Origin of the sequence: Mucilaginibacter sp. PPCGB 2223 (genome assembly GCF_001705515.1) — a bacterium.
Taxonomy (GTDB): domain Bacteria; phylum Bacteroidota; class Bacteroidia; order Sphingobacteriales; family Sphingobacteriaceae; genus Mucilaginibacter.
Map to the genome: position 1 here is coordinate 611,044 of NZ_MDJS01000001.1, position 13,862 is coordinate 624,905.

A 13,862-nucleotide genomic window follows, 5' to 3' on the forward strand; every position below is an offset into this window, starting at 1 on the left:
GCACCTTTATGAAAAAGATATTTAAGATCTCCTTTTTGATAATATTGGCATCAACGTTTGGCTGCAAAAAACTGTTGGATCAGCCACCATTAAGTCAACTGGCAGCCGATAAATTTTGGAAAACACCTGATGACGCCAAAGCAGGTATGGCCGGTTTGTACGATGGCTTGCAGGATATGTTCAACTCGCAATACATTTACTGGGGCGATGGCCGGAGTGATAATTTAACCTATCACCCAACTTATAACGATGGATTGCCTTTATGTATCAACTCATTAACACCAACTACAAACGGCGCCGACTGGACATTGATCTATGCTACCATTAGCCGTGCTAATTTTGCCATCAAATACATTCCTACCATTGGCGGCATGGATCCCATCCAATCTAAAGACCTGCTGGCACAAGCCTACAGTATCAGGGCGTATTGCTATTTCTGGCTGATCAGGCTTTGGGGTAATGTGCCATTATGGACGGAACCCTATGAAAATCAAAGTACTGATCCATATAAAGGCGTTACACCGGCCGCAGATATTGTAAGCACTGAGATATTGCCCGACCTGCTTAACGCTTACAGTTTGGCCGATCCGACTGCTAACGTGGTGTGGAATGTGAACATCGGCGGTATTTGCGCCATACTGATGGATGTGTACATGTACAACCAGGATTACGCTAACGCTATCAAATGGTGCGATAACCTGTTTAAATTGAACAGGTACAGCCTCGAAGCCACTGCTAACTGGAAAAATAATTTCATTTCGCCATCAAACACTAAAGAGTGTATCTGGAGCCTGAACTGGGATTTTACAGTTGACGGCGGCAACAAAACCTCGACCGAGATCGGCGCAGGCGACACCAACAGTGATTTTGCTGTCGACCCGGCTTTATGGTCGTATTACACCACCACTACTGCCGATATAAGGGGTGCGCAAACGGTTGATTTTAAAGTGAGTAATCATGACAAAATATTGAAGTACTATGCAGTTAACCTGGATAAAAACGGTAACCAGATCTATCCTAACTCACCCCAGGCAAACTTGTTGTTCCCGTTGTACCGCCTGGCCGATATCTACCTGATGCGTGCCGAAGCGCTTAACCGTACCGGCGACCTGACCAATGCCCTGGCTTACCTGAACATGGTGCATACCCGCGCCGGCCTGCCCGCTTACAAGGCTACCGATTTCCCTACAGCCGACGCTATGCTATATGGTGTATCTACCCTGTATAATGGCTTTAGCGGAATTTTGAAAGAACGCCAGATCGAGTTGTTCTGCGAGGCTAAACGCTGGTTCGATTTGCAACGCAACGGCATCATCATCAGCACTATGACACCGCTCATCAATCAGAGGGATATAGCCAAAGGCTTTCCGGCAACAGGTTTTGGCGACCCACGTAAAATATACTGGCCAATTAACCAGAACGTATTGAACGCCAATACCAAACTGACCCAAAATCCACCATATTGATAAACATCATTTGAAGACAGATTATGAAAAAGTTAAAAAATATAAGTTTTGGTCTTTTTTTATCGGTAGCGATATTTGCCTTTTCGGGTTGTAACCTGGCCGGTTTAAAGTACCAGGAAAATGCCGACTATCAACACTACGTGCTCGATCCGCATATCAACATGACTACCTGGGATTATATTAAAACCAGGAGTTATAACTATGCAGGTAAAGACACCATATTTAAGCTGATGCGCCAGGCTATAGAGTACTCGGGCATTGATACTAACGAATATATCAAGCCGGATCGCACGTTCATCTTGTTACACAACGATGCCATTTACCGTACTACAGTAGTTAATAAGGTGCCTACCATAACAACCGACTGTTTTTTTGGCAAATACCTTGTTAACGGCAAGCCCGGTACCAAATGGAGCGATTATCCGAAAGATCAGGTTAAAAACTACCTGTTGTATCTTATTGTGCAGGGGGCATACTCATTCAACAACCTTGGGCCCAACAACGTAACCGGTAATACGCTGGAACCGCAGGGCTACGATCCGCTAAATCCCACATCGATCATGCTGCTCCGGGTAAACGACGATCAGAACTACCCGTTGCGGTTAAACGATTTTTCGAATTCGGTAGCTTACGTAACCGTGCGTACAAGCAATATTTTGCCAACTAATGGCGCTATCCAAGTTATCGACAGGGTTTTATTCTATCAAACCAAATAATAGAAACATCTTAAACAGGTGTTTGATGTCCTTCACACCCGATTGGTTACGGGTTAAAATGCAGTAAGTCAAAAGCCCCGGCTGGTTACCGGGGCTACTGCAAAATGTAAAGCCATATGTTACAAACGATGCTAATATTACTTAACAACAGGTAAATTACAGCTAACAAAGCAAACCGAATAAATGCGTTATTCATACATCAAAAAAACAAAGAAATTAAGAACTTATGAAAAAGATACTATCAGTTTTGATGGCATTTATGTTGTGTGCTACTACATTATTTGCCCAAAAAAAGTTAAGCCGCGATGAGCGGATGAAATGGTGGCGCGAAGCACGCTTCGGTATGTTTATCCACTGGGGCGATTATGCGCAGTGGGCGGGCATGTACAAGGGCCACGAAGTTGGCCATGGCGGCGAGTGGATCATGAACCGGGGTAAAATCCCGGTAGCCGAATATCAGGCGGCAGCCAAAAACTTTAACCCGGTTAAATACGACCCCGATGCATGGGTGCGTATGGCTAAGGATGCCGGTATGAAATATATTGTGATCACGGCCAAACATCACGATGGTTTTGCCATGTTTAAATCGAATGCAAGCAAATGGAACATCGTTGACGCAACGCCTTACGGTAAAGATGTATTAAAACCGCTGGCCGCCGCATGTAAAAAATATGGTATTAAACTGGGCTTTTATTACTCACAAGCGCAGGACTGGAACAACCCGGGCGGCGCTGTAGCCCGTAAAGTGGCAGCCGAAGGCTGGCCTAACCCGGATTCGGCTAAGATAGATGCCTACACCAAAGAGCACAGCGGGCATTGGGATCCGTACCAGACTACCGCCACTATGGGTGAGTATATCGACAAGGTAGCCGTGCCGCAGGTTAAAGAGTTACTGACCAATTACGGCGATGTAGCTGTATTATGGTGGGATACCCCGACCGGTATGACGGATGAGTATGCCGAAAAACTGAACGCTGTTTTAGCGCTGCAACCCAACATCATTACCAACGACAGGCTGAAACGCCCTAACTTCCCCGGCGATACCAAAACACCTGAACAAAAAATACCGAGCCTTGCCGAACTGGATGGTAAGGATTGGGAAACCTGCATGACCATGAATGGTACATGGGGTTATAAGAGTTATGATAACAAATGGAAATCTCCTGAAACACTGATACACAACCTGTGCGATATCGCGTCGAAAGGCGGTAACTACCTGTTGAATGTTGGTCCCGACCCGCTTGGCCAGTTCCCACAAGGCAGCATCGACGATCTGAAAGCGATCGGCGTGTGGATGAAGGTGAACAGCGAGGCTATTTATGCCACTACTGCAAGCCCGCTGCCTGTTTTATCATGGGGGCGCTGCACCAAAAAAATTGAAGGGGATAAAACAACTTTATACCTATCGGTATTTAACTGGCCCGCTAATGGTAAATTAGTTGTTCCAGGTTTAAAAAATGAGGTTTTATCAGCTAAATTACTTGCTGATGGCGCGGCCCTGAAATCACAAAAAGAGGGTGACGGTGTGATTGTTGACGTACCTGCGAACGCTCCCGACAAAATTGCATCGGTAATTAAACTCGAAGTAAAAGGCACCGTTGGTGCTGACAATGTAACACCTAAAGGTACAATGAAGTCGGGTTCGATCGACTAATTATAATTTTATAAATATTAGATCACTATCTGAATAATGACCATAAAAAAACTGCCGGCCTGCCTTGCTTTGATATGCGTTTTAGCGGCCCCGGAAATTACTAACGCCCAAACTGCTGTAACAGATAACAGCGCTTATATACTCACTCCGAAAGCCGGACCGGAGCCGCATATCAATGGGCCTAAAATATTCGGCGTCCGCCCCGGGCATCCGGTTTTATTCACGGTACCGGTATCGGGCAATAAACCGGTGCAATTTGAAGTGGGTAAATTACCAAAAGGGCTAAGATTCGACAAAAATACCGGCCGTTTTTCGGGTGCGGTTGATAAGCCCGGGACATACGAAATTAAAATTACAGCTAAAAATAATGCCGGTAAAGCCGAGCGCCCGCTTAAGATTGTGGTTGGCGAGAATATATGCCTTACCCCGCCAATGGGTTGGAACAGCTGGAATATCTATGCCACCAAGGTTACCGAAGACTTGTTGCTGGCCAATGCCAGGGCGATGGTAACATCGGGACTGATTGATCATGGCTGGAGCTATATGAACATCGATGATGTTTGGCAGGGCGAAAGAGGGGGTGAGTTTCATGCGATACAGCCTAATCCTCAAACTTTCCCGGATATTCAGAAAGCCAGCAACGAGATCCATGCCATGGGTTTAAAAATAGGTATATACTCAACCCCATGGATCGAATCGTACGGCCATCATGTCGGCGGTTCGGCCGATAACCCGGAGGGTACATTTGTGCGTACGCCCGAAACCGATAAAGTGCCGCGCAACAAAAAGCTTTTCCCGTATAAGATAGGTAGCTATATGTTTGTAGATCAGGATGTAAAACAATGGGCCCAATGGGGAGTGGATTACCTGAAATACGATTGGAACCCGATCGAACTGCCCGAAACCAAACAAATGTTCGACGCGTTACGGGCAAGCGGCCGCGATATCGTTTTCAGCCTGTCGAACAGCACGCCGTTTGCTTCGATCGGCGACCTGTCGAAAGTGTCGAACACCTGGCGTACCGGTGGTGATATCCGCGATAGCTGGAAAAGTTTAAAGCCTCGCTTGTTCTCACAGGACAAGTGGGAACCCTATGCGGGTCAGGGTCATTGGAATGACCCCGATATGATGGTTGTAGGTGTTGTTGGCTGGGGTAAGGATTATCATCCAAGCAACCTCACGGCTGATGAGCAATACACACACGTTAGTGCCTGGTGCCTGATGTCGGTACCGTTACTGTTGGGTTGCGATCTCACCAAGCTCGACGCCTTTACCTTAAGCTTATTAACTAACGACGAAGTTTTGGCACTTAACCAGGATGCATTGGGTAAACAGGCTACCGTAATTTCGCGCCAGGGCGATGCCGGTGTAATGGCTAAAGACCTGGAAGATGGTTCGAAGGCGGTTGGCCTGTTCAATCCCGGCGACGAGGGAACCAAACAGGTGGTATTAAACTGGGCCGATCTGAAAATAACCGGGAAATATATTGTGCGCGATCTGTGGCGCCAGAAGGACCTGGGCACCTTTGAGGGTGAATTTAAAGCCGACGTAGCTCAGCATGGCGTGGTTTTGGTTAGTCTGCGTAAAGCAAAATAAAAAGAGAACTCATAAAATGAATGTTAATAATTGTTTAGTAAAAGCAGCCTGGTTAGCCGGGCTGCTTTTTTTAACTGCGCCGGGTTTACACGCACAGGTAGTTTTAAAGGCAAATGGTGGGGGCGAAGACGCCTACCAGCAGATCAGCAAAGTATTAGGCGGTACGGCGTACGAAGTGCCGGATTGTGTGCACCCTGTAAAACATATAACTGAAGCTTATGATGAGCAATTGAAGCAATGGGTATTCGTATTCCATATCCATGCAGCGATAGATAATGACCGTTGCCATAGTTTTGACCGCCAGCGCAACGAGATCAAAACGTACGGCCCGTCGGACAAGAAAGTTAAAGGCGAGCAGGGCAAAACCGTGCAGTATGAATGGGAGTTTAAGTTAGACAGTAATTTTAAAGCCCAGCCGAGCTTTACCCATATTCATCAGATCAAGGCCGGTGATGGTGATGCAGGAGCGCCGGTGGTCACCCTGACGCCACGCTTTGGTAACCCCGATAAAATGGAAGTGATCCATACCGGCTCGGGTAAAGAAACCAGCCAGGGCGTTTTAAAAAGCGTCGACTTGGCTGATTTTAAGGGGCAATGGGTAAAGGCGATCGAAAAATTAAAGTACGATACCCATGGTACCTACAGCATCGAGATCGTGAGGGTAAGTGACGGAAAAGTTTTGTTAAGTTACAGTAACCCGGATATCGATCTGTGGCGAAACGGTACTTCGTTCTGCCGCCCGAAATGGGGGATATACCGCAGCTTAAAAACCCCGTCGTACATCAGGGATGAGGACCTGAAATTTGCCTATTTCTCTATAAAGAACGTTGAATAACCATTAAAAGGTAAAACTATTGAGCATCGGGTTCTGGCTTGCATTTACCTGGTAGGTTGATATTTTATTATCCACGCCTACCTCCACAATGCGGTAACCTTTGTAAGCCGTCCCCCAGTTACCACCGAAATGCGAGTCGAACAGATGGGGAAGTTTGCCGGTATAGCGGATACCGTCTAAACTATGATCGTGCCCATGCAATGCCGCTTTTACATTGGGATAACTGTGCAGCAGTTCTACAATTTCGGGGCAATCTACAAAAATGGTTTTCTCTTCAGGCAACCATTGGTGCGGCGGGATATGCAGGATGACGAATACGATGGGTTTGGCTTTGAACTGTTCTAAAGAAGCTTTCAGGAAAGCCCCGTCGGGGCAAACGTAACCGCCTTTGGTATCGGCGGTATTGGCAAACACAAAACCGATGTCACCTTTATCTACCACATATTTATCCTCGTAGCCAAACACGTTTTTCCATACGGCAGCATCTGCAAAATCGTGATTGCCCGGGATAGTGTAATAAGGCACAGGCAGTTTGTCCAGGTAAGTCTGTTTTACTTTTAGTAGAAGGTCGGGGCGGTTATGTACCAGGTCACCGTTGATGATGACCATATCTAAATGATTGACCTGATGCTCTTTGTTCAGCCATTTGACCAGGTCGTTGTAAAAGCCGTCCGAATCGGTGTCCGGCTGCCCGTAATGCCCGTCGGACGCCAGGGCAAAACGCAGTTTAAATTTCCCTGCAGATGAACGATGCTGATGTACCGGCTGCCCCGCAAAAGTATTGATAGCCGGCAGCAGGCTCAAACCTGCGGCACAAACTATACTTGATTTAAGAAAATCTTTACGACTGCTCATGATAGTGTTTTTATCAAAAAGCGGACCGGTGAGATAAATCCGATCCGCTTTTCAAACAAGTGTGTTTAATTTGCCAATGTTGTTGCCACAATGCCCGAACCTACCGGGAACTCGCCCTCAATTTCGGTTATGGCAGATGTTTTGGTCAGGATAATGTTTTGCTGGCTGCGCGCTTTAACCCATTTACCTAAGCGTGGGTTGTATACACCGCCCAATTTGTAAAAATAACCCAGATCGGCAGGAGTGGTGTAGGCAAAGCAAAGCGTGTTCGAACCCTGACGGTAGTACGGCTGAGACGCCAATGTAATAGGGTTAATAATGTCATAAAAATCGTTATTGGCAATTTTATAGCCTGCCGGTGGGTTGCCGGCCTGGAACAGCGAACCGCCCGAACCGATGAATACCACGTCGATCGGGGTGCTATCCTTGGTTACGTTGATGCCGGAGAATACAGCCATACCAAAAGCGTTACCGCTGTTGGCAAAGAAACCGCCGTTACGGATACCGAAGCCATCGCCATCGGTGGTGGTGTAGTTAAATGCCCTGATCCAGTTTGATGATGCCATGCTGGTCGAACCTGAACCATTGATCATTTTAGCTGAGCCGCCCACATAGAAATAAGTGCCTTTGGCTGCTGTACCCGAAGTTAAGTTGAATTTGAAAGTACGGAAAGTAGTGGCAGCTACCGAACCATTGGCTACCGAACCACCGCCTGTTGCCCACCCATTTGTTGGGAAACCGGCAGGAGTGGAGGCGCCTGCGTTATTGGTAACCACTACCGAATAAGGTGTAGTTGTGAAGTTGATATCCTGGGTGGCTAATAACTGGATGTATTCGTAATTGCCATCGCTGCCGATGACATCGTTAATGAAGCCTGCAACCACAATTGGCGTAACGTTGATAGTCGAGCTGAGTATCTGAACGTCGTCGGCTTTGCGCATACGTACCTGCGGTATCAGGGTATTGTTGGCATCTACCGAAGTAAATACTACGCCGTTAAAATTAGCGGTACCGGGTAACGGGTTGCCTGCGAAAGTTGCGTTTGCCTCGGTATGCAGGGTGATGTTATCAAAACCATCGTTAACAATTTTGTCGCCGGCATAGGTATCGGATGGCGTAGGCAGCGGGTCGAAACCACCTTTAACGATATCCACCAGGGTGCTTTCGTAGGTCGACGGGTCTTTCAATATCGAACTCGCCGGGACACGGTTAGGCGCGATATCGTTAGCGCTTGATACTTTGGTTACTGCACTGGCAGGCACATTGGTGATCTGCAGGGTACCGTTGATCCTTGATAAAGTACCGCCCGCGATAGTTACAATTACTGAATCGCCCGACAGGTATTTTGAAGCATCTGCACCAATGTTTATGGCTATACCGCGAAGCAATGATAAACGACGGTGATCCTGCAGTATCAGCAATCCCGAAGGCAGGTTATTGCCCGTATAATCGGATACTACCAAACCGGTTACCTTGTCGCAACCGTACATGTTGTTGGTGTTTAACGGCACATCCGAACCCTTGTACAGGTTACGCAGATCGTAGATCGGGATGTAAGGGCTAACCGTGCCGCCCGGATAATTATTAGACTTACCACAACCGGCCCAGGTAAATGCTACCGATAGCAAAAGCGCGTAAAATATTGTTTTTTTCATCTTAATAAGGTTTTATTAATTTAAAACGCATTCGTTAATTATGGTTTTTGCCACCAAACCTGTGTACTGATCACATCCGGCCCTTGCGACGCCACGGCTGCTTTGTAGTTAGTTGGGTTGGCCGATTGTACATACAGCGGGTAAGTGATGCGCGCAGGCATTACACTGTTGTTAAGCAGCCCTGGCCCCAATGGCAATACAGGGTGACCGGTGCGGCGGAACTCGAACCATTGCTGGTAATCTTCCAAAAACAAAGCGTAGTATTTTTGTAAATGGATGCGCTCCATTTTGGCATCAACCGATTCGGAGTCGTTCCACGATATGTTGGCACCTGTGAGATAATTGCGGAAATCAGTTGAAGCAGTGGTTGGCGCCGGTGAAGGTACACCCGCTGCAACCGGGTTTGGCCAGGTTGGCAACCATAAGGTTAAGCCGGCTAAAACGCCGGTTTCCCAATAGGTTTGAGCCGATCCGCTGGTAATAAAGCCTTTAACCGAAGCTTCCGCTAAGATGAACTGTACTTCGGAGTAGTTCATGATCATCCCGGTCATCGGGTCGCTCATTAACGAAACAGCCGAGGTATTTGAATAAAAATATGATTCTTTTGTCGGCGGGTTACCGGGAGAATAACCGCTTGGCACACCATCGAAACCGTTGGGCCCCTGTGCAATTCCCCACCTGTTGAACCCGCTTGTTGCAAAAGTTGAGATATTGATACGCGGATCTGACCAGTTTACCAGGTGGCTGATAAAGAACAGGCCGATGGCAGGTGAGCGCCAGTCCTGTTCGCGAACGTTATTTACGTAAGGCGAGGTGAGGTAGCCTGATCCTGTCCAGCGTAAAATAGCGCAATCGGCATTGCTGGTCATAACAGGATATGAGCTGGGGCTGGTATCGATCATTTTTTTGATCTGTGCGATACATTGTGCCGATACTTCGGCTTTGCCCGACAGGCGGAGCAGCAATCGCAGGTAAAGCGAATTGCCCAGTTTGCGCCACTCGGCACAGTTACCGTTAAAAACCGGGTCGCTCGATCCCACTACGTTGGCAGCGCCATTCAGTAAAGTATTTGCGGTTTCCAACTGATTGAAAATATCCAGGTAAATATCTTTCTGGCGATCGAAGGGCGGCTCGTAGATCAGGCTGTCGCGGGCCTCGTTCGAGTGGAAGTAAGGTATATCGCCGTATGTATCGGTGAGCATCGAATAGATCCACGACTGGCAGATGAGCGATATGCCCTGGTATCCTTTGTTTAAAGTAAGCGGCTGGCTTGCAATTTTATACAGATCCTTGAAATTGGTTAATTGCTGGTACCAGCCGTTCCAGGTATAATCGCCCCAGGTATTTTTGATGTCGTACCTGAACACTGCACCTTCGCCATCGGTTTCGGCTACGGTAACCTGCATCAGCTCGTTGTTAAATGAACGGTTGCGCAGCATGTTAACTGTTAATGTATTAACCAGGGCCGGAGCAAGCAGTTGCTGAGGCAAGGCATTGGGTGTGGTATTAGGGTTTGTGTTTAAATCTTCAAAACCCTTTTTACATGACGTTTGCAGGCCGGCCAGCAACATGATGATACAAATCGCACTATAAATATTTTTTTTCATGGTGATAGCTGATTAAAGTGTGATAATTAAATTGGCGCCGATAGTACGGGTTGACGGGAACTGGCCGATCTCGAAGCCCTGCACAATGTCCGATCCGTTTATGGTACCGAATTCGGGATCAAACCCGGGCCATTTTGTCCAGATGAACAGGTCGCGGCCGTACACGCCGATGGTTGCACGCTGTAAACCAACACGGGTGGTCCATTTTACCGGTACGGTATAATCTAAGCGGGCCTCTCTCAATTTGATAAAGTTGGTACTAAAGGTTGCGCCCTCGGCATTATTGACACCAAAGTTGGATTGGTTGTACTGGTCGATATCGGTAGCGATTACATCGTTTTTTCGATAGGTTCCGTTTGGATTTTGCACCACACCGTTACCAATGATACCGCCGTACCTGCCTGGTAAGGTGTTGGTGGTTTTACCCTGCTCGGCCAGTTTATAGGCGGTGAGCGAGTATGCTACGGCACCGTACTGACCATCGAACAACACGCTTAAATGGAAGCCGCGGAAACGGAAATCGTTACTGATGCCCATTTTCCATTTTGGTTGGGTATTGCCCAGGTATACCAGGTTCTGCGAAAGCAGGGCAACGCCTGTTTTCGAATCGAACACCACCTGGCCATCAGGAGCACGCATGTAACCGCGGCCGTAAAGATCGCCCATGCTGCCGCCCACGTTGGCAACAATCTGCCCGCCGCCTGTCGGGCCCGAGAATAACACCAGTGAGCTATCCGATAATTGTAATATTTTGTTGCGGTTGGCCGAAAAGGTAAAGTTAGTCATCCAGGTTAAGCCTTTTGAGCCGCCTTGTACCGGTGTGCCGTTTACAGCCAGCTCGATACCTTTGTTTTGTACTTTACCGATATTTACAACTGCCTGGCCATATCCTGATGACTGATCGATAATTCGGTTCAGGATCTGGTTTTTGGTATTGCCCGAGTACAGGGCGAGATCGAAACCTAAACGGTTTTTAAAGAAACGCACATCGGTACCAATTTCATAGGTTTCGGTACGCAATGGTTCGAGGTTAACGTTTGGCAATGTGTTGGGGTTCTGCAAACCGCCGGAGTAGGTACTGCCTGCAGATACATAAGCAAATGATGTACGGTAAGGTGTGGTTCCGCCGCTGCCCACGCTCGAATAAGAAGCGCGTAATTTAGCGTAGCTGAAAAAATCGGGCAATTTAACCGCATCCGAAAGGATGAAGCTGCCGCTTACCGAAGGATAAAAGAAGCCTACATTATCGGTACGTTGCGATGTGGCCAAAACACTGTTCCAGTCTTGCCGGCCGGTAACATCCAAAAACACAATACTTTTATAACTGCCAGAAACTACACCGTAAAAGCTGTTGATGGCGTATTGGGTATAGTATGGCGTTGTACCGGGGTTAACAACCAGCGGACCGGCGCTGTTAGCCAGTGAGTATATCCCGGGGAAGGTGAGCGAATCGGCACGTATCTCGTTTTCCCTGAAGGTGTTCTTTAGCACGCTGCCGCCGCCCGTGGCGGTGACGTTGAAATTTCGGCCAATGGCTTTGTTATAGCGCAAAAGGAAATCGGCGCTAACCTCTTGCGAAAAGATATCCTGTGTGCGGTATGAGCCTTTAGGATATTTGGTACCGGCATTGTAAGGCCGATCCTGCGAGCGGTTCTCGTACGACATATCTATCGACGAGCGTAATTGCAGGTTTAGCTCCTTGGTAATGCTGTAAGTAGCCTGTACGTTACCGGTGACCGCGTTCCGGTTGGATTTGTTGATAAATTCGTAAGCAACGGCATAAGGGTTTTCGGGGAAAGAGCTGTAAGGATATTCGATTACACGGCCGGTTTGACCAAGCTTCCAGTAGTTTTTCAGCCAGTCGATATCGGCATTTGGCTGCCAGAAGATAAACCAGTACATAATGGCCTGGTTACCGTAGCCGGCGCCGGGTAAATTAGCGCTGAATTTATTCTGGTAGTTGATTTTTGTAGTGATGGTCAGCTTATCGCTCATTTTTGAGTTGATAGACGCTGATATGGTGTTGCGGCCGTAGCCGGTGTTTGGCACGATCCAATTATTGGAAACGTTGGTTGCCGAAAAACGGGCAGTCGTTTTATCCGAGCCACCGTCGATACTGATCGAGTTGGTTAAAGTATTACCGGTATTGAAAAAATCGTGAATCTTGTTAGGATAGGCTACCCATGGCGTACGGGTTTTGCCCTGGGCCTGCGTTACCGGGTCGAACTGGTAAAACATCTGCCCGTCGAATTTTGGGCCATAAGCCGAGCTTGTGCCGCTGGTGCTTGCGCCATCAGGCCCTGCGCCGTACGAATAATAAGTAGCGCCACCCAAACCCTGGCCGTATTCGTATTGAAAATCGGGCCAGCGGTTAACCTGTTCGATTGACGCGTTGGAGTTGAATGTGATACCAATGCCTTTTTTATGTACCGACCCCGATTTGGTGGTGATGATGATAGCACCGTTGGCACCACGCTGTCCGTACAATGCAGCTGCTGCGGGGCCTTTTAAAACGCTTACGGTTTCAATGTCCTCCGGGTTAATGTCGCCAATGCTGCTGCCATAATCTGCAGGCATGTTATCACTGCCGGTGCCGTAAGTTTGTTCGCCCGAGATAGCCGTGCGCCTGCCGCTGCCGTTGTTGATCACCACACCGTCGACCACGATGAGCGCTTCATTATCACCCGTGAGGTTATTCTCTCCGCGCAGGATGATCTTGTTGGTGCCTGTCGGGCCCGCATTTGAACGCACCAGGTTCAAACCTGCTACTTTGCCTTCAAGCGCATCGCTCCAGTTGGATGATAACGCGTCAGTCAGTTGTTCGCCTTTAACAACGGTTACATCATAACCTAAGGCCTTTTCATCGCGCTTGATACCCAGGGCCGTAGTGATCTGCACTTCGTTAAGCGTCGAGCTGGATATCATCATGGTAATGGTTAAAGCGGCAACGCTGTTATTATAAATCAGCGATTGCGGGGTATAACCAACCATCGATAAGTTAATGGATGAGCCGCGCGGAATGCGTACCGAAAACCTGCCGGCAACATCGGTTGAGCCGAGGTATTTTTTACCGGCATCGGTAATGGTTACACCAGTCAGCGGCTGTTTATCGTCCGAAGAGAATATAGTACCGCTTACCGAAATTATCTCGAGTTTTTTGATCACGATGTTACCGTCGATATTTTTCATACCTATACCTGCCTGCTGCTCTAAAGCAAGTGCCAGGTTATCGAAGGAAATGTTTTCCGAAGTAAAGGTGATCACCTGTTGCATGTTCACTTCGGCATCAAATGAAACCCGGAGGCCATAATTGCTTTTAAGTTTGTCGGCAATTGACTGGACGGTGAGGCGTTTTTGCTGAAAGCTGAATTGTGCGGGCATCTTTACCTGCGCTACCAGCTGTAACGAGCACAGCCAGAAAAGTAACAGCAGGGGAACCGTTTTTGGGATTAGTTGTAGTCTAAATTGTTTCATAAGC

General features: G+C 47.8%; 9 protein-coding genes. 5 read left to right on the forward strand and 4 right to left on the reverse strand.

Annotated features, from left to right (window positions below; translation table 11 throughout):
* Positions 1-8: 8 nt before the first annotated feature.
* The 5 genes from BEL04_RS02360 (at position 9) to BEL04_RS02380 (ending at position 6,267) form a co-directional block, all read left to right on the forward strand.
* Entirely contained in the window at positions 9-1,466 is a 1,458-nt protein-coding gene (locus BEL04_RS02360) for a RagB/SusD family nutrient uptake outer membrane protein (protein ID WP_065999777.1), read from the forward strand.
* Positions 1,467-1,489: 23 nt separating this feature from the next.
* A complete protein-coding gene (locus BEL04_RS02365; RefSeq protein WP_065999779.1) occupies positions 1,490-2,182 on the forward strand; it encodes a fasciclin domain-containing protein in 693 nt (230 codons plus the stop codon).
* A 226-nt stretch (positions 2,183-2,408) separates the two neighbouring features.
* Entirely contained in the window at positions 2,409-3,836 is a 1,428-nt protein-coding gene (locus BEL04_RS02370; RefSeq protein ID WP_065999780.1) for an alpha-L-fucosidase, read from the forward strand.
* Between the two features lie 36 nt (positions 3,837-3,872).
* Positions 3,873-5,432, forward strand: a complete 1,560-nt coding sequence (locus tag BEL04_RS02375; protein WP_083227727.1) for a putative Ig domain-containing protein — start codon at positions 3,873-3,875, stop codon at positions 5,430-5,432.
* Positions 5,433-5,448: 16 nt separating this feature from the next.
* On the forward strand, positions 5,449-6,267 hold the full coding sequence (locus tag BEL04_RS02380) for a heparin lyase I family protein (protein WP_065999782.1): 819 nt from the start codon (positions 5,449-5,451) through the stop codon (positions 6,265-6,267).
* A gap of 3 nt (positions 6,268-6,270) precedes the next feature.
* On the opposite strand, the gene BEL04_RS02385 is transcribed toward BEL04_RS02380, so the two are convergent.
* The 4 genes from BEL04_RS02385 to BEL04_RS02400 form a co-directional block, all read right to left on the reverse strand.
* Positions 6,271-7,122, reverse strand: a complete 852-nt coding sequence (locus tag BEL04_RS02385; protein ID WP_065999783.1) for a metallophosphoesterase — start codon at positions 7,120-7,122, stop codon at positions 6,271-6,273.
* 65 nt (positions 7,123-7,187) lie between these two features.
* On the reverse strand, positions 7,188-8,777 hold the full coding sequence (locus BEL04_RS02390) for a DUF5689 domain-containing protein (protein ID WP_065999785.1): 1,590 nt from the start codon (positions 8,775-8,777) through the stop codon (positions 7,188-7,190).
* Positions 8,778-8,815: 38 nt separating this feature from the next.
* On the reverse strand, positions 8,816-10,384 hold the full coding sequence (locus BEL04_RS02395; RefSeq protein ID WP_065999787.1) for a SusD/RagB family nutrient-binding outer membrane lipoprotein: 1,569 nt from the start codon (positions 10,382-10,384) through the stop codon (positions 8,816-8,818).
* A 12-nt stretch (positions 10,385-10,396) separates the two neighbouring features.
* A complete protein-coding gene (locus BEL04_RS02400; RefSeq protein WP_065999789.1) occupies positions 10,397-13,858 on the reverse strand; it encodes a SusC/RagA family TonB-linked outer membrane protein in 3,462 nt (1,153 codons plus the stop codon).
* Between the last annotated feature and the right edge of the window lie 4 nt (positions 13,859-13,862).